14 protein-coding genes are annotated in these 18,978 nt (G+C 41.9%); 10 read left to right on the top strand and 4 right to left on the bottom strand.

The features are described from left to right. Positions 1–2: 2 nt before the first annotated feature. The gene (locus BN35_RS06330; RefSeq protein WP_025072058.1) at positions 3–1,673 is read right to left on the bottom strand and encodes an ABC transporter ATP-binding protein; all 1,671 of its coding nucleotides are present in this window, start codon (positions 1,671–1,673) and stop codon (positions 3–5) included. 19 nt (positions 1,674–1,692) lie between these two features. Next, a complete protein-coding gene (locus BN35_RS06335) occupies positions 1,693–2,580 on the bottom strand; it encodes an NAD kinase (protein WP_028900980.1) in 888 nt (295 codons plus the stop codon). A 740-nt stretch (positions 2,581–3,320) separates the two neighbouring features. Between BN35_RS06335 and BN35_RS06340 the strand changes: the two genes are divergently transcribed. The 6 genes from BN35_RS06340 (at position 3,321) to BN35_RS06365 (ending at position 11,229) form a co-directional block, all read left to right on the top strand. Further along, entirely contained in the window at positions 3,321–3,890 is a 570-nt protein-coding gene (locus tag BN35_RS06340; protein WP_008123513.1) for a DJ-1 family glyoxalase III, read from the top strand. Positions 3,891–3,992: 102 nt separating this feature from the next. Continuing rightward, positions 3,993–4,667, top strand: a complete 675-nt coding sequence (locus tag BN35_RS06345) for a 2-C-methyl-D-erythritol 4-phosphate cytidylyltransferase (protein WP_028900981.1) — start codon at positions 3,993–3,995, stop codon at positions 4,665–4,667. Beyond that, the gene (recG, locus tag BN35_RS06350; protein ID WP_028900982.1) at positions 4,664–6,766 is read left to right on the top strand and encodes an ATP-dependent DNA helicase RecG; all 2,103 of its coding nucleotides are present in this window, start codon (positions 4,664–4,666) and stop codon (positions 6,764–6,766) included. The genes BN35_RS06345 and recG overlap by 4 nt, the downstream gene beginning before the upstream one ends. A 386-nt stretch (positions 6,767–7,152) precedes the next feature. Further along, entirely contained in the window at positions 7,153–8,103 is a 951-nt protein-coding gene (locus BN35_RS06355; protein ID WP_025072060.1) for a peptidoglycan DD-metalloendopeptidase family protein, read from the top strand. A gap of 441 nt (positions 8,104–8,544) precedes the next feature. Then, entirely contained in the window at positions 8,545–9,402 is an 858-nt protein-coding gene (locus BN35_RS06360; RefSeq protein WP_025072061.1) for an OmpA family protein, read from the top strand. Between the two features lie 354 nt (positions 9,403–9,756). Then, positions 9,757–11,229 (top strand): alpha-amylase, encoded by a 1,473-nt coding sequence (locus BN35_RS06365; protein WP_025072062.1) that lies wholly within the window; start codon positions 9,757–9,759, stop codon positions 11,227–11,229. 95 nt (positions 11,230–11,324) lie between these two features. Here BN35_RS06365 and BN35_RS06370 read toward each other — a convergent pair whose 3' ends face one another. Further along, positions 11,325–12,329 (bottom strand): porin, encoded by a 1,005-nt coding sequence (locus BN35_RS06370; protein ID WP_044071318.1) that lies wholly within the window; start codon positions 12,327–12,329, stop codon positions 11,325–11,327. Positions 12,330–12,594: 265 nt separating this feature from the next. Between BN35_RS06370 and BN35_RS06375 the strand changes: the two genes are divergently transcribed. From BN35_RS06375 to BN35_RS06385, 3 genes are read left to right on the top strand one after another with little or no spacing between them, the layout of a single operon-like run. Beyond that, complete coding sequence (locus BN35_RS06375; protein ID WP_025072064.1) at positions 12,595–13,485, top strand: leucine-rich repeat domain-containing protein; 891 nt, start codon at positions 12,595–12,597, stop codon at positions 13,483–13,485. Between the two features lie 47 nt (positions 13,486–13,532). Then, positions 13,533–15,596 carry an RNA degradosome polyphosphate kinase gene (locus BN35_RS06380; RefSeq protein ID WP_028900984.1) on the top strand — a complete coding sequence of 688 codons (2,064 nt, stop codon included), beginning with the start codon at positions 13,533–13,535 and terminating at the stop codon, positions 15,594–15,596. A gap of 44 nt (positions 15,597–15,640) precedes the next feature. Beyond that, positions 15,641–16,543 carry a Ppx/GppA phosphatase family protein gene (locus BN35_RS06385; RefSeq protein WP_025072065.1) on the top strand — a complete coding sequence of 301 codons (903 nt, stop codon included), beginning with the start codon at positions 15,641–15,643 and terminating at the stop codon, positions 16,541–16,543. 88 nt (positions 16,544–16,631) lie between these two features. On the opposite strand, the gene pncB is transcribed toward BN35_RS06385, so the two are convergent. Beyond that, entirely contained in the window at positions 16,632–17,852 is a 1,221-nt protein-coding gene (gene pncB, locus BN35_RS06390) for a nicotinate phosphoribosyltransferase (RefSeq protein ID WP_025072066.1), read from the bottom strand. Between the two features lie 223 nt (positions 17,853–18,075). On the opposite strand from pncB, the gene BN35_RS06395 reads away from it, so the two are divergent. After that, on the top strand, positions 18,076–18,882 hold the full coding sequence (locus tag BN35_RS06395) for a Cof-type HAD-IIB family hydrolase (RefSeq protein ID WP_025072067.1): 807 nt from the start codon (positions 18,076–18,078) through the stop codon (positions 18,880–18,882). The last annotated feature ends 96 nt before the right edge of the window (positions 18,883–18,978 follow it).

An 18,978-nucleotide genomic window follows, 5' to 3' on the forward strand; every position in this document is an offset into this window, starting at 1 on the left:
AATTATTGTTTTTGTAGATGTAACGTTTGGTCGCAGTAGTCAACTACGGCAGGTCTGTGAGTAATGAATATCACGGTTTTGTCGTGATTAGAGAGAATGTTATGCAAGAGCTGTCGCTCCGTCTCGGGGTCTAAAGCACTGGTAGCCTCATCGAATAGCATGATTGGGCGGTTGCGCAACAAGGCTCGGGCAATGCTGATACGCTGTGCCTGTCCCTCGCTCAGTCCGCCTCCTGCTTCCGTACAAACGGTGTCTAAGCCGTCAGAAAGCTCCATGACAAACGAGGCGCAACTCATTTCCAACGCCGCTTTTATTTCCTCTTCCGTAGCGTTGAGCTTACCCAATCGCAAGTTGTCGCGAATGGTACCACTCATCAGCGTGTTTCCCTGTGGCACATACACAAAATTGCAGCGCATCAAGGGCGACAATTCCTTTTGCTCTTGTTGATTGTATAGGATGACTTTCCCCTCATTGGGATGTAACAAAGCCAAGATGAGTCGTATCAATGTGGTCTTTCCTGCGCCCGTTTCACCCAAGACAGCCGTGCACGAACCAGGGTAAAAATCAAAATCTAACTGTTCAATTACATTACTGTCGCCATCGTCGTATGCGTAGGTAATGTGCTCCAAGCGCACTCCACACGGTGCTGTCAGGGGGATAGGATCGCCTTGTTCCTCCAAAGGATTCTCCTCGAGTTCCATCAATCGCTCGGCTGCCGTAAAGACTCCGACAAACACAGGTGCTAAGCGAGTGAGGTCGCGCGCTGGTCCTTGAATACGATTTACTAATTGCAAGAACGCCGTCATGCCTCCGAAAGTCAGCGTTTGGTCAGCCATTCGCAACGCTGCCCATAGGAAAGCGATGAGATAACCCACAGAGAATCCTGCGTTCAGGATAAAGTTTGATACCACACTAAATGCCGTTCGCTTTACCACCCTATGTCGAAGTTCGCTCTGTGTGCTTTCCAATCGATCCACCATGATGCTGTCGCTCTCCAAAGTCTTGATGAGCATACGGTGCTGAATGGTCTCTTGCAGCACACTTTGCACCTTGCTATCCGAGTCGCGTACCTGTCGGGTGAGCCTTCGCATCTGTCCAATATACAGCTTACTTAACAGCACAAACACTGGAATAATGCCTACGATGACAAAGGCAAGTACTTTGTCCATAGAGAAAAGATACAAGAATGCGCCCACAAACATTGCCACTACCGAAATGGTATTAGGAATAGTTTCGGTTAGAAAACTTACCACCGTGCCTACATCCTGCTCCAACCTATTGAGTACATCGCCTGAGTGATGCGACTCTTTTCCCGTCCATTCCGACCGCAAAATACGGTCGAGCATGCGTTGCTGCATACGGTTTTGCGCCTTGATGCCCAAGATGTTGCGCACCCAAATGGAACAGATGCGCAGGGCGAAGCCGCAAAGAATGAGCATTGCCATTACCCCTACAGACCAGTAGATAGACCCTTCAGCGTGTCCAGACGCCACATCAATGGCATGTTGTACTGCCCACACTTGCGCTAAACTCACCACTACAGAGAGCAAACCAATGGTGGCATTGAGGATAGCTTGCAACTGATTGCCACGCCAAGCACGCCAAAGCCATTTGAAAATGACCCTGGCGGAATATTTGGGGGTAGGAATCTTAAACCATTGTCGGATGTTCATAAGCTGCTGTGTCTATGTGTTATCCCCTTGTGTCTGCCCCCCACATCATCTTTTCACGCAGGGTTGAGAAGTAACGTTGACCAAATCGTTTGACAAATAGGGTTGCAAAAGGAGCTTTGCGAATAGTCAGTTGCGTATGCTCACCTAACTTTGTAGAGCGACCGTCAATGGCAGCGAGGAAGTTGTGCGAGCGTGATTCTACCGTAAGGGTAATGACATTGTTGTCGTTAATCACGATAGGACGGATGTTCAGACTGTGTGGAGCCACAGGTGTGAGACACAAATTGCTGGTTGATGGCACCATGATAGGACCGCCATTTGACAAGTTGTATGCCGTACTACCCGTAGGTGTCGCAATTACCAAACCGTCGGCTTGGTAGGTTACCAAGTAGTCATCGTTCACGCAAGCACGAATCGTAATCATCGCCGCATTGTCACGCTTCAGGATTGCAATGTCGTTGAGGGCGTAAGGGTTGATGTCTAAGGGTTCTCCGTTGGTCTCTAATTGAATGACCGAATGCCTCTCTAACTCGTAATGGTGGGCGTAAATATCAGCAACGGCTTCCTTTAACTCGCTCGGAAGGATGTTGGCAAGAAAACCGAGTCTGCCGGTATTCACCCCTATCAGCGGAATTTGTTTGATGCCCACACGTCGGGCAGCTTTGAGAAAGGTACCGTCTCCACCTACGGAAATCACAAAATCGGCATCGAAGTTTTGTCCTTCAAACCGCTGTACGGTCTCCGATTTGAAATGAACATCTTGACTTAAAAAGTCGTAAAACGTGCTATCGATGCTCACGTGAGCACCGTGTGCCTGCAACTCCTCGATAATTCGCAGGAAGAAAGCTGTTTTCTCAGGCTGGTATTCGTTGCCAAAAAGGGCAAATCTTAGTTTTGGTTCAGGCATATATGGATCATCTATCGTTAAGTTGTCTTCTTTGTGACGTTCCCAAAGCCATGATAAACAATGGCGGAAACGTATCGGTCAATTACTTGCAAATGTACATATTATTATTGATAATTGAATAAAACCACCCATGAAAAGCGTATGAAAATGGAGAAAATATCATGAAAGCAATAAAAAGAACTGGTTTTGTTTTTGAGCGAGGAAACAGCGAAAAACAGCATTTTTATTTGACAATTTTAAGGCTCTTAAAAAGGGATGAGTTTTCTATCTCTTAGCTCCAAAAATCGTGTTGCTAACAAATTTTTGCCCTGTTTTTTGTCTTTGTTGAACTTATCTCAATGAGTTATGCGTTCTATTCCATACTCATAGATGCCTTGTAACGTGTCTTTAACAGGGTTAAAGCATGGAGATAAGCCGCTTAACCCATTGGGTTAGTTTTGTTGCAGTTTTCTATAAAAATGTAAATCGTTGATAATAAGCAGTTTATATTTTGCTTAAATTTTCGGCAAATTCAGGACTTTCATGAGAAATAACGAAAAATAAGTCCTCTTAAACCTGAGTTTTGTCAACTTTTTTCGCATGGAGGAATGAATCTGGTAAACAACGTTAATCAGCGTCAATCATTCTGAATTGATAACCGAGAGATGTATTTTATCGTAAAAAAATAGTATATTTGCAGAAAGAACCTATTTATATTTTGATCAACCAACGGGTCGTTAGACCCACAAAACAAAAAAACTATGGCAAAGGTATATGAATTTTTAGCAACAGGCTTCGAAGAAGTAGAAGCCTTACTCCCAGTAGATATTTTGCGTAGAGCAGGTGTAGAAATCAAGACCGTGAGCGTTACAGGCGACACATGGGTGACGTCTTCGCATGGTGTTACCATTCAAGCCGATTTGAAATTTGAAGACATTCGTCACTTTGATGATGTAGATATGCTCTTACTTCCGGGTGGAATGCCTGGCGCAACCAACCTAAATGAGCATGCAGGTGTACGGGAAGCCTTGCTTGCACATCATGCCAAAGGCAAGCGGATTGGTGCTATCTGCGCTGGTCCTATGGTCTTAGGAAGTTTAGGACTATTGAAGGGACGTAAGGCAACCTGTTACCCAGGCTTTGAAAAGTATATGGAAGGTGCTGATTATACGGCAGAATTGTTCACCGTCGATGGCAACATCATCACGGGAGAAGGTCCTGCTGCTACTTTCCCATATGCTTTCGAAATTTTGAAAGGATTTGTAGGCGAGGCAGAAACCAAAGACTTACAAAAGCAAATGCGGTTTACTCACTTGATGGAAACAAAGTAACTTGCCTTTTTCTTATCATTCACTCGTCCACTCATGTACTCGAATACACATCCATGCGACACCTCGTCCACTTGTCACCTCGTCACCTCGTCCACCAACAAGATGCGATTTATCATCATTGTAGCAGGTGGCAAAGGACTTCGGATGGGAGGCGACATCCCCAAGCAGTTTAGAATTGTGGGAGGGAAACCTATCCTCATGCATACCATTGAGCGGTTTCATCAGTATGACTCCGAAATGGGAATTATTGTGGTGCTACCTCATTCGCAGCAAGCGTATTGGAGACAATTATGCTATGAATATAACTTTCATGTGGGACATACCGTAGTGAATGGTGGCGCATCGCGCTTTGAGTCGGCGAAAAATGGCTTGTCAATCATTCCAGAAGAGGTCTGTGGCACGGTGGGTATCCATGATGGAGTTCGTCCTTTTGTGTCAATAGAAGTGATTAACCGATGCTATCTTACTGCTCAAAAATGTGGCGCAGCCATCCCTGTACTTCCTGTGACCGATACGTTACGCCATATCAGCGCAGACGGCAACAGCAAGAACGTGCTTCGCAGTGCTTACCGCATCGTGCAAACGCCACAGGTGTTCGACATTGCATTGCTAAAAAAAGCGTTTGCACAGCCCGAGCAGGAGGCGTTTACCGATGATGCTTCGGTGGTGGAAGCCATGGGACAAACGGTTGAAATGGTAGAAGGCAACCGAGAAAACATCAAGATTACCACACCGTTTGATATCAAATTGGCAGAACTATTGATACCGCAAACATGACCAGCATACTCAGTCAGGACATCAAATACCTTACAGGCGTGGGACCAAAGCGTAAGGAAATTTTGGAGAAAGAACTCCAAATATCTACGTGGGGTGACCTGTTAGAGTATTATCCTTACAAGTATGTAGACCGAAGTAGGATTTATCGTATTGGTGAATTGCGAGGCGACTTGCCATTTGTGCAATTGAAAGGCAAGATACTGAGCTTTGAAGAGTTTGCTATGGGCGCTCATCGTAAGCGAGTGGTGGCACATTTCAGCGACGGGACTGGTGTGGTAGACTTGGTTTGGTTTCGTGGTGCGCAATATGTCTATAAGACGTATAAGGTCAACGAAGAATATATCGTCTTCGGACGACCAAGCATTTATGGCGGTCGTTACCAGTTTGCACATCCCGATATAGATAAGGTGGCAGATGTACAGCTTTCAGAAATGGGCATGCAACCTTATTATATGACCACCGAACGCATGAAAAAGATGGGGCTGACCTCTCGCTCCCTTGAAAAACTTACCAAGACTTTGGTGGAGAAACTCTCCGAGCAAACCATTTCAGAAACATTGCCACCTTATATAATAGGACCCTTACACTTGATTTCTCGCACGGAGGCATTGCATAAGATTCATTATCCGAAAAGTCTCGAGGACGTGCAACGAGCCCAAGTTAGGTTAAAGTTTGAAGAGTTGTTCTATGTACAGCTGAATATATTGCGATATGCCCACGACCAACGCCGCAAATATCGAGGCTATGTTTTTACACAAGTAGGTTCGTTATTCCATTTTTTCTATCACAACAACTTACCTTTCGAGCTCACCAATGCACAAAAGCGAGTGATGCACGAGATACGCAACGACATGGCTACGGGACAGCAAATGAATCGCTTGGTGCAAGGAGACGTGGGATCGGGCAAAACATTGGTGGCACTCATGTCTATGCTCATCGCTATTGGGAATGGTTTTCAGGCGTGTATGATGGCTCCCACGGAGATTTTAGCCGAGCAACATTTTGCCACCATTCGTAAGTTTTTAAGACAGATGCCCGTGCGCATAGAGCTGCTCACGGGGATAGTGAAAGGCAAAAAGCGAGAGGAAATATTAAACGGTTTGCTCACTGGCGAGGTGCAAATATTGGTGGGTACGCATGCTGTCATTGAGGACAATGTACAGTTTTCACGTTTAGGGTTGGCAGTGGTGGATGAGCAACATCGCTTCGGTGTGGCGCAACGTGCCAAATTGTGGGGAAAGAGTCAACAGCCTCCCCATATACTTGTGATGACGGCAACACCCATTCCTCGCACATTGGCGATGACGATTTATGGCGATTTGGATGTGAGTGTCATCGACGAATTGCCGCCTGGACGGAAACCAATACAGACCATTCATAAGTATGACAACCAACTTACCAGTCTGTACCAAGGTATAAGGCAACAAATACGGCAGGGTAGGCAGGTCTATATCGTGTTTCCTCTCATTACAGAAAGCGAAAAAATAGACCTGAAGAATCTCGAAGCAGGATATGAGTCACTGTGTAGTATCTTTCCTGATATGAAATTGAGCAAGGTACACGGTAAGATGAAGCCGAAAGAGAAAGACCTTGAGATGCAGAAATTTAGTAAGGGAGAGACCCAAATATTGGTCGCCACCACTGTGATTGAAGTGGGAGTGGACGTTCCCAATGCTTCTGTAATGGTTATTCTGGATGCACAGCGGTTTGGTTTGTCGCAACTGCATCAGTTGCGTGGACGTGTGGGACGCGGTGCAGATCAGAGTTATTGCATCTTGGTGACGAATCACAAGCTCACACAGGAAACAAGAAAGCGCATTGACATCATGTGTCAGACCAACGATGGCTTTCAGATAGCCGAAGCAGACCTAAAACTTAGGGGACCCGGAGATTTGGAGGGGACGCAGCAAAGCGGAATTGCCTTTGACTTAAAGATTGCTGACATTGCCCGTGATGGACAGCTGATACAGTTGGCTCGTGATGAGGCACAGAAGATTATCAATGATGATCCTGACTGTGAGAAGAGCCAATACAGCATGCTGTGGAATCGATTAAACGAGCTACGAAAAAGCAATGTGAACTGGGCTGCTATTTCTTAGCGTCATTATTTGCAGTGAATTTGTGGAAAAAAGCAACAATAAAGATACACTTTTTAACAAAAACACTCACAAAACACTGAAAGAAAAGAATAGCAGAGCGTCTGCATAAATATTGCTTAATTATAACTATAAAACCCATGTAATAGGGGAGAATATCCCAAAAAGAGGCATAGACAAAGGTGTATATACGTATTTTTATGGCATTTGTAATTGATACACTTTGGTTAAAGCGTCTATAAAATCTGTTAAGACTGTAACAAGATTGCAATAAATTGACTATTTTTGCAACAGATTTTTAAGAATCATGAGGATTTGATTGATTTGCCTTGAAGATCTGTAAAAGGTTTTTAATAACCTCCATAGGAGACCTAAACCCAAATTTGTATATGAGACTACTGAATAAGATTAAGACATTTGCTTTTATTACTTTGCTTGCAGCATTCGCACAACCAACCATTGCGCAAGACTTATTGGCAAGACAAGCACCCGTAGATAGGAAGATGAAAGCAGTGGATACACTCTTACTTCACAATATTATCGAAAAAGAAAATCTGGAATCTCCAGCAGCTCAGTTGTATGAAGAATGGGACAATCGTTATGCCCATCGACAGACAGCACTTCCCGATAGCTTTAGGATTGACCTTAGGCATTTCTGCATGCCCACCCCGAGTCGTGTAATTACCAGTAATTTTGGTACTCGTTGGGGACGCCAGCATAAAGGCTTGGATATAAAGGTATATATTGGCGACACCATTCGTGCTGCGTTTAGTGGCAAGGTGCGTATAGTACGCTATGAAGCCCGAGGCTATGGAAATTATATTGTCATTCGTCATGGCAATGGATTAGAGACGATTTATGGACACTTGTCTAAGCAATTGGTAAGTGAGAATCAAGAAGTGCGTGCAGGAGATGTCATTGGACTGGGCGGAAATACCGGTAGAAGTACAGGCTCTCACCTGCATTTTGAGACAAGATTGTGCGGTGTAGCATTGAATCCCGCCTTGTTATTTGACTTCCGTGCACAGGATGTGACAGGAGACTATTACACCTTTAGGAACAATTCTTATCAAAGTGAATCGGCAGAAGCGACTCGTTTACGGGGTAAAATTGGCAATGGAGGTTATACGCCAGACCAAGTTAGGGGCGGTGTAGCGAGCAGACGTGAGGATGTGGAAGCTTTCAATACCGTACAGGTACAGTATCACAAGGTACAAGCTGGCGAGACCTTGAACTCGATTGCGCGTAAACGTGGCGTTACAGTAGAACAGATATGTCGATTGAGCCATATAAGTAAGTCTGATAAAATTAAGCCTGGACGAATCTTAAGATATTCGTAAATGGCTTAGAACCTTCACTCAACGATATCTTATCCTCTACGTTTGGATGAGTAAAATATTAGAATTATTACCAATCTAACAGTCTATCTAATAAGGATAGGCTGTTTTCCTTTATATCAGAGGCATAAGGGAAGGGCTAAAATGAGTTCGATTGAATAGAAAGGGTTGGTGAGAAACGTGTCATGGCACTCTATATAAAGTCTAACAAGAGCGTTAGCTAACGGCAAGTGAACTTACATCTATCGTGTTAATGCACAATAAATTGCGATTGAAGCGGTTAAATTTTTATAATTTGTTTTGATATCTCACATATTTTGATATCTTATTTATATATTTGTACACAAATCGTATCGTGTAGAGAGGCCTACCCACTGAATAAGTGATGAATGAGGGCATTGACGCATGAAAGAAAAATATTTAACTAAAAACGAATTGATTATGATGAAGAAACATGGATTAATATTCCCTTTGCTTGCTGCTGCTTTATTGGTTTCGAGCTGTGCAAGTAAGAAAGATTTGGAAAACTGTCAGTCTGAAAATCGTGAGTTGACTTCTAATTATCAGACAGCGAAAGAGCAGTTGGCAGCATCACAGGCGCGTGTTACCTCTTTGGAAGAGCAATTATTGCAACAAAAACGTGACTACGCTGCTTTGCAGAATTCATTGGATAAGAGTTTGTTAAACACAAAATCCAATAATATTAACATCTCTAAATTGGTGGATCAAATTAATGAGTCGAACCAATATATTCGACACTTGGTAGAGGTGAAATCTAAATCTGATTCACTGAACATGGTTTTAACCAACAATTTGACCCGCTCCTTGAGTCGTGAAGAGCTGAAAGAGGTAGATGTTCAGGTGTTGAAGGGCGTGGTTTATATCAGCTTGGCTGATAACATGCTTTATAAAACCGCTTCTTATGAGATTAACGACCGAGCTGCAGAAACTCTGAGTAAGATTGCTAAAATCATCATGGATTATAAAGAGTATGACGTTTTGGTGGAGGGAAATACCGATAATGTTCCTGTGAATCCAAACAGTCCGTTGATGAAGAATATTCGTAACAACTGGGACTTGTCTACGCTCCGTGCATCAAGTGTGGTGCAATACTTGCAAAAGAACTATGGTGTGGATCCTAAACGTATGACCGCTGGAGGACGTGGGGAGTACAATCCATTGACATCCAATAATACAGAGTTGGGTAGACAGCGTAATCGTCGTACTCAAATTATTATCACACCGAAGCTTGATCAGTTCATGGACTTGATTGATGAAGCACCTGAAAATACGAAAGAGTAAATCATCAAGGCACACAGGGTGATAGTTTGCCCTATCACTTGTCGATATTTCTGCTTTTAAATGTGGTTGAAATAAAAGACGATTGCTGTCTAAAAAGCAGATAACATTAGAGCAATATGAAGAAACGAAGTGTATCTTTCGTTAATGACGTATGGCGTTGCTACCACAACTCCACAGTCTGACGAAAGATACACTTTTTATATGTTCCTATCACAAATAAAGTTTGAATGAAAAGCCACGCTTATTAGAAAGCGATAGTAGCATTAAAATAGCAAGGATATAGTTCAATCGTAAACAGTATAATTCATGACTTGATACTTGTGAAGTACTGGTTTTACACAAAGAAATAAAAATATGAATCAAACAATTTTGCAAGGTTTCCACTGGTATACAGAAGGAAACGGAGTGTTTTATAAGCACATGAAGAAAATTTCTGATCAGCTTCAGAAATTAGGTATTACCATGGTGTGGTTTCCACCAGCTTATAAAGCTGCAGGAGGTGCTAACTCTGTGGGGTATGACCCTTATGACTTGTTTGACTTAGGAGAGTTTGACCAAAAAGGAAGTATTCCCACCAAGTATGGTACGAAAGACGAATATATTGATGCCTGCAAAACCTTGCAGAGTAAAAAGATTGCGGTAATGGTTGATGTCGTCTTGAATCATAAGGCTGGCGGAGATGAGACAGAGCATTTTCATGTGGTAAAAGTTGATCCTAACAATCGTCAGAAGAACATTTCTGCACCTTATGAAATTGAAAGTTATACGAAGTTTACCTTCCCAGGTCGAGGGGATAAATATTCTAATTTCAAATGGGATTTCACCTGTTTCTCTGGTGTTGATTATGCAGTGGGAGAAGATAAAGGTATCTTTCAAATCATCAATGACCATGGAGACGGCTGGGAATCTGTAGTAGGGAATGAGAAAGGTAACTACGATTACTTGATGTATAATGACATAGAGCACCGTAATCCCTATGTAAGAAAGGAACTTAATGATTGGGGAAAATGGTATCATGATCAAGTATTCTTTGATGGTGTGCGCTTGGATGCTGTGAAACATCAATCCCCCAAGTTCTATAAAGAATGGTTGACTTTACTCCGTTCGAATACGGGAAAAAATATTTTTGCTGTTGGTGAGTATTGGACGCCAGGCTTATTGCCGTTAATGTTAGAGTATCTAAAAGCTACCGAAGAATGTATGAGTCTTTTTGATGCATCTCTGCAACAAAACTTCCATGTTGCTTCAAAGAGCGGAGATTCGTATGATTTACGTCGAATCTTTGATGAAACCTTGGTTTCTGCACGTCCAGATAAGGCTGTTACAGTGGTGGCTAATCATGATACTCAGCCTTTACAAGCCTTAGAGGCACCCGTTGAGCCATGGTTTAAGCCGTTGGCTTACGCTCTTATCTTGTTGCGACAAGATGGCTATCCTTGTGTTTTCTACCCTGATTTGTTTGGTGCACATTACAAAGACACAGGAAATGATGGTCAAGAATATGAGATATTCTTGGATAAGGTGGATGGTATTGAAGGATTGATGAAAGCTCGCAAAGAGAATGCTTATGGATTACAACGCGATTATTTTGAAGATGCAAATTGCTTAGGGTGGACTCGTGAGGGTGACGGATTTAACCGAGGTTGTGCCGTTGTGATGAGTAATAAAGATCAATACGAAAAGCCTATGGAAGTTGGAAAGGCTTACGCAGGACAGTATTTCTATGATTTATTGGGTCGATTTGATCACAAAATTCAAATTGACGAAAATGGCTGGGGTAACTTTACATGTCCAGCAGGAAATGTTTCCGTTTGGGTTCCAGCGTGATTCCTTTGCTCTGTCCTATAATAGTAATGGGGAATATGATGCAATTTGTTCATATTCCCCATCGTTGAAATAATAGGGTGATGTTCATCATAGCATCAGAATCGAGTCATCACTTCAATGACGAACTTATCTTTTTCTGACATTTTTGCGAACTGATTTTGCTCATAAAAGTACTTTTCATAATTCAGGCGAATATCTGAGATAAAGGGTTTGTCGATGCTTAATGTTACACCACCAGTGAGACGCGACCGTTTATAGTCGTTGATGATAAGCGTTCCGTTTTCATCTTTCACACCATTCTTATAACGGAACCCGTCACTATGATCGGACATATAATCATAACGAATAAGAGGAGACACCTTTGTAAAGAAACATCTTCTTAGTGGAATGTCATAATTAATAAAGGTATTGACAGAATTAACATCATGAAAAGCTTGGTGTGCATACGTCTTGTGGAGATATTCCAGTTCAGCATGCCACCCATGAGCATGATAATACATGCCTGCATCGTACATCATGACAGTTGAATGTGCTGGACTAATCTTTTGAGCACTAAGTGTGAAGTTCCATTTTCCTGCGACAAACGCTTGTAATTTGGTGGAGAAATTAATTTCATTCGTCCAAAAATCTACTTGATGTGTCAGTCCCGAACCATTGAAGATACCAATCTCAAGTCGCATAGGAACGAGGATCTTAAAATTATATCCCGCTGTTAAGCCCACATCGCGCACATCGCCTACCTGTTTAGCAATGAACGATCGGTTGGCAAAATACTGTTGATGGGGTGATCGGTGTGCATCTATCGTAAACGGAACTCGCATCTGTCCGATCGTTATTTGCAAACGTTCCAAGGGTGTTATCTTGGTATAGGCATCTAACATCCTAATTTGTCCCTTGTCAGAGAGGTCTATTTCGGTTTTGTAAGATACATTGTTTGCTACGTTACCAGATAAACTAAACCGTGCTGTACGCACTTGAAATCTGCCTTTTTGGTCTTGGGGTTGGTACTCATACTTGCCTCTAAAAGTACCGTGAATATGGGGCGTGTAATCTATGTTATTCGTGTTTTGCGAAAAACAAGACAAGCAGAGGGGTATCATCCATATTGTTAGTTTCAGGGCTCTCATGATTTATTTGAGTTGAGTGATGCTTATTTTGACACAAAATTACATGTTTACTTTTTTATTGAGGTGATAAACTTGTTACATTTTTATGACAAAAGATAAGCGATTGCGCATAACAAATGATGGAAAGAATCCTATTTATAACGACAGTCACATAAAAATGTAATATAATTGTAAAAAGCAATACAACAATATTTCGATATTATATCTTAAATTTGCAACAAACTAATTGTATCGTTGTATGAAAGAGAATAAAAAACTCATCAAGGATGTCCTCAAGAAAACCTTAAATAGAGAGGATAAATTCGAGAATTTGGTATTAAATCTTGCCTTGAAAAAAATGACAGGAGCCAAGGAGGATGCGGCTGGCGTGTTCTATTCCAAGAAACAAAAGCGTGTCATTATGGCATCGAAGACCTTAGAAGGTGTCTACGAAATCCCTGAAGGAACTGAAACAATTGATGATAATGCGTTCTGGGGATGTGCTTATGTGGAGGAGATAAAGATACCCGAGACCGTTACTCGAATTGGTAATGAGGCTTTTGCCAGATGTATGTCATTGAAAAAATTGGTGATTCCTGCATCTGTAAAAACTCTTGGATACAATCCTTTCATCGATCTCAATAGTCATGTAGTAGATTGTCAATCTCCTCATTTCGTGATTGAGAACAAATTGTTGTACTCAGCTGATCAGAAAACGCTCATTGCATGCTTAACGGATGCAGCCATGGTCATCATTCCGAAGACTGTTGAACAAATCTCGGATTTTGCTTTCACCCGTCGTCGAAACCTTAAAAAAGTTGTTATCCCTGACACAGTAAAGGCTATAGGGAGTGATGCTTTTTCTGACTGTGATAGTCTCGAAGAAATCGTGATACCTGCATCAGTAAGTACCATTGAAGGACATGCCTTTGCGGAATGCGATAAATTGAAGAAAATTACCTTCTTTGGAGTAGTAGAGCATGTTGCTCGTACGACCATTTCTAATTGTGAGTCGCTCAAGAAAATCATTGTTCCAGAGGGAGCTTCCAAGCATTATATTAAACAGCTCCATGTACCTTTAGAGTTGGAAGACATTGTAATCGAGAATGTGAAAAAGGGAGACAAACATGTTGAAGTATCGGAAGAATAAGCTTCTCTCTTGCAATTTTCATCGTCAATAATAATCAAGACTGCTTTATGACAACACGGAAAAATAATAAGAACCACAGCTATGTTGAGCGTGATGTAAGTTGGATGTACTTTAATCATCGTATTTTACAAGAAGCACAAAAAGAACATGTGCCTCTGTTAGAACGTCTTTCATTCCTTGGTATCTATTCAAATAACTTGGATGAGTTCTTTCGAGTGCGTGTAGCTTCTCTCAATAAGATTTTAGATAATGGCAGAATTGAGACTCAAACCGAAAAGAAAATCAAGAAAACCATCAAGACGATTAACCGTTTGAACGAAGAATACAACAGAGAATATACCCAGGTCATCAATCAGGTATTTGACGATTTGAAAACACATCATATCCGATTGCTTGACGATACACAACTCAACGAGGAGCAAAAAACTTTCCTGACCGAGTTTTATTACGATAAGTTGAATGGCTCTACCAATCCTATATGGCTCTCACAGATAGACGACATCAGCGTGTTGGAAGACAATCGAATCTATTTAATGGTAAAGCGAACCACAGAAGGGAATCATAAGCCAAAGTATGCCATCATTAAAGTGCCCGATCGCATTTATGGGCGTTTTATCAAAATACCATCTTCCGACGGTTATGACAACTTTATGTACCTCGACGATGTCATTCGTTATTGTTTACCACTTGTCTTTATTGGGATTAAAGGCTGTACGTATGAAGCTTATTCCTTCAAGTTCACAAAGGATGCAGAGATGGAGGTTGATAACGAATCTGATTATGGAGTCATGGAACGCATCGCTATAGGAGTGAGCAGCAGGAAACGAGGAGAGGCTATTCGATTGGTTTATGATAAGAACATGCCTTCAGATTTAAAGAAAAAAATGATGCATCGCTTGAATATAAAAGAGTTGGACACACAATTAGCTGCGGGCAGATATCAAAATCATAAGGACTTAATGGATTTTCCTTCATTTAGTCACAATCAACTTAGTTATCCCAAATGGTCAGGAATACTGAAGCCAGAATTCTTGTCAGATGACAGTATCTTTGACCTTATCAAGGCGAAAGATCGATTTATCCATGTTCCTTACCATTCTTTTAATGGATATATTCGACTACTTAGAGAGGCGGCTCTGCGCCCAGAGGTTCAGGAAATTAAGACGACACTCTACCGTTTGGCAAAAGATTCTAAAGTGGTCAAGGCCTTAATCTGTGCAGCGCAAAACGGTAAAAAGGTCACAGCAGTCGTCGAACTGTTGGCTCGTTTTGATGAAGAGAGTAATATCAAGTGGAGTAAACGAATGCAAGAGGAGGGCGTGAATGTTATCTTTGGAGTGGAAGGACTAAAGATTCACTCCAAATTGTTGCATATCACGACCAAATCAGGGAACTTCGCTTGTGTGGGTACAGGCAACTTCCACGAGGGTAATGCCAAGACTTATACCGATTATCTCATGATGACCGCCCGTCCACGTATAGTCAATGAGGTTGAAAAGGTGTTTAGCTTTATAGACAAACCTTTTTCACAAGTACGGTTCAGAGAGCTGATGGTGTCACCCAACTCGATGAAGACGCGTATTATTCGGATGTTAGATACCGAGATGAAGAATGCGCAGGCAGGACTTGAGGCTTGGGTTAAAATCAAAATCAACCACATCACAGACGCTGATATCGTTGAAAAACTGTATGAAGCTTCTTCTGCTGGTGTTCAAATTGATATTCTTCTTCGTGGTAATTGCTCATTAGTACCTGGAATCAAAGGGGTTAGTGAAAATATAAAGATTATAGGAATTATTGATAGATACTTAGAACATTCCCGCATTTTGATATTTTGCAATGGTGGTAAGCCACGTTATTTCTTAGGCTCGGCAGATTGGATGCCCCGAAATCTGATTAATCGTATAGAGGTCATGTCTCCCGTTTATGACGATGATTTGCAGCAAGATTTATTACGTACCATTGAATACGGAATGCAAGACACTGCTAATGGGCGAATCGTAGATGGGTTTGGAACCAATGAAATTCAATCTATTCCTGACCAGCAACAGCCTTTCCGTTCGCAAGAAGCTTTGTTTCGAGCTTATCAAAATGAGCAAGAACAGGCTTAATAGCTGGAAAATAATGAGGTAGAATAATTAAAAACTTAAAAGTAATGAAAGCAAAAACATACGCTGCCATAGATATAGGGTCGAATGGTGCTCGCTTACTAATCAAGCGATTTGATGACAATGCGCCCGAGTTCGACCGCATTAAACGCGTCCTATTCATCCGTGTACCGCTACGTTTGGGTAAAGATGTCTTTACATTAGGTAAGATTTCAAAAGAGCGCGAAGTCATGATGATGCACATGATGAAGGGTTTCAAGCACTTTATGTTATTGAATCAGGTGGATGATTATCGTGCTTGTGCAACGGCAGCAATGCGTGATGCAGAGAATGGCAAAAAGATAATGAAATCAATAATGCAGGAAACGGGCATCAAACTGGAAATTATTCGGGGAGAAGAAGAGGCGCGTTTGCTGTGCAATAACGTGATTGAGCAAACCAATAGCAACAGTGGTAGCTATGCGTATGTAGATGTCGGAGGAGGTAGTACCGAAATTTCATTGCTGCATGATGGGGTGTTAGCGGAGAGTCATTCGTTCAATATCGGTACCTTGCGCATGCTCAGTGGAAAGGTAACCAATGCTACCAAGTATCAAATGCGCGGTATGCTGGACATGTATGCAGAAGAGTTTCCTGGTGCGCAAATCATTGGTTCGGGTGGAAACATCAATAAACTCTTTAAGTTGACGCACAATAAAAATGACGAGAAGGTCATAAAAGTGAGTGAACTAAAGGAGATATACGAAGAACTTGCTCAACTCAACGAGGAAGAAAGGAAAGAAAAATATGGTTTGAAAGACGACCGTGTCGATGTTATCATACCAGCAGCAGAAATCTTTCTAATGGTAGCCAGCGGCTTAAAATGCGATGCCATATATGTTCCTAATATCAGTTTGGCAGACAGCATTGTAGATGGTATGTATCGCAGCCAACTCAAGAAGCAGGGATAATACACATCGTTTCATTGATAAGACGGTGCTGCTCAGAACTTCTGATACAGCACCGTCCGCATGATTTCCATTTATTTTGACCTCTTGGCTACGCTAATTGCTTGAGGAGATAGGCACACTTCTCGGGATTCCCTACCGTTTTACCTTTATCGCACGACAGTTTCACGCAGTCGTGCCATTCGCGTTTTTCTGTAATTCGGCTCTTTGTTAGTTTCACAACAATATTCATTGGTTCCGCATTCTCCACATCACAGGTTAAGAAAGTCCCCATTCCATAGCTGTCTTGTATGCGTCCATTGACATATTCGTGTATTTTGATTGCCTTCTTGATGTCGAGTCCATTGCTATACACCACTTGCTTGGTTTTAGGATTGATACCCAAGCTCTTGTATTTCTCAATAATCTTCTCTGTCTGTTCTTGCTCGTCACCACTATCTACACGCAGTCCTGTAAACATCATAGCCATGCGTTTGGATAGATTATTGAAGAAAACTTTATCGCCAAAGCAGTCGTATAGATAAATACCATTATCGCCATCGTAGACATCACTAAATTTTTTCATGACATTAAAGTTGCATTCAAAGACACCACTGATGTTTTCTTCAAATTGTATCAGTTGATGACTCATGGTTCCGATAGGCGTCAAATCGTGCTTCATTGCCAAATACACATTGCTTGTTCCTGTCAGCTTCCCTGTCCATTTGTGATATCCGGCCTCGTCTTGATAGCCACCTTGTTCGTAAGTCTCTTTCATTACCTTCACTACCGTGTCGTGATGATCGAACGAGAACCTGCGCCGAGTACCCATATCCCCTAAGACAATACCATTTTTCAATATCTCTCTTGTCTTTTCTATGGCTCTTTTTCGTTCCACTTCCAAGTTGTATCTCTCAAAATCACCACGAAGATAGTGCATTAACTCGGATATGGTAGCCAAGATAGGCATTTCCCACATAATGGCTGAATACCACTTGCCGCGCACTGTAATTTGCAAATGTCCTGCTTCATCTTGCGTTACCGTTACTTCGTGAGGATTGAATCGATAACCACGAAGAAACGTAAAATACCATTCGGGAAGGTAGTACATCCTACGTTTCATGAACGAAATCTCCTCCTGCGTTATCATGACTTGCGGCATATAGCCTAATTGTTCTTCCACTAACCCTGCAAATCCTTCTGGATAAATGGTGTCGTTGCGGTCAAAGAAGTTGTATTCTACCTCTGCACGAGGATATTTTTGTAAAATATAATATTGGCAACTAAAAGTATAGGCGTCGTTGTCTGTAAGATGACTGATAATTTGTTTCATATTCTTAGGAAATGTCTATTCATCGGTTTTCGGCATTGTAGCAAACGCAAAGATACATATTTTCTTGACAATTATCACCTTATGGGATTGATTATTGAATCTTAACGAAATATTTTTTATTCCCCCTTTTAATAGTCGTACCTTTGTAGAAAGACAATAATAGGCATCACTGTTCTGGGTAAAAGAGCAACATTCACTTTGAACACGGAAAAGAAATCTGCGTATGAATTATAAAATAAAAGCGTTATTTTTTGATATTGATGGCACACTGGTTAGTTTTCAAACCCACCAAATACCTGACTCCACGGTACAGGCATTAGAGGAGGCAAAGGCTAACGGCGTACAAGTGTATATTTCAACAGGCAGACCGTTGTCGTTAATCACGGTTCTCGGTTCCATTCAACATTTAATAGACGGCTACATCACCACCAATGGAGCTTACTGTTTTGTTGGAAATCACGATGTTTGCCAGCACGCCATCCCTCGAGAGAGCGTTGACTTTGTCATTTCGCAAGCTATAGAACAGCAGTTTTGCTGTGTCTTGGTGGGCACCAAACATTTATGTGTTTTTCAGCAAGATGAAACGTTCAACCAAGTTTTCTTAGAGCTTCTTAAGGTTCAGGGCATAGATAAAGCGGTATCACAGAATGTGGTTTTACAAGAGCCTATTTTACAATTGAGTCCTTTTATTACGCAACAGCAAGAAACAGAACTGATGAGTAAGCTTCCCACTTGTCAGTCTGGACGTTGGCATCCCGCTTTTACGGACATCACCTCCCTTTCTGCTGATAAGGGGCAGGGCTTGCAAGCGATGGCCAACTATTTGGGACTTTCGCTCAATGAGACGATGGCTTTTGGCGATGGAGGCAACGACATCACTATCATTCAGCAGGCAGGAATAGGGGTGGCTATGGGAAATGCCGTACCTGAATTAAAGCAGGTTGCCGATTATATCACTACTTCTGTAGACGAGCATGGAGTTCGAGAGGCACTCATCCATTACGGTATTATTGCCAAAGACACGCTGTAGCAGTACTTCTTCATTTTCTCTAATGGTTTTTCTTTGACAGAAAAATAGGATTCTTTTCACTCTTATGTTCAAATCCTATCGTTCTTTTGTCTAAAA

The organism is Hoylesella timonensis 4401737 = DSM 22865 = JCM 15640 (assembly GCF_000455445.1).
GTDB lineage: Bacteria > Bacteroidota > Bacteroidia > Bacteroidales > Bacteroidaceae > Prevotella > Prevotella timonensis.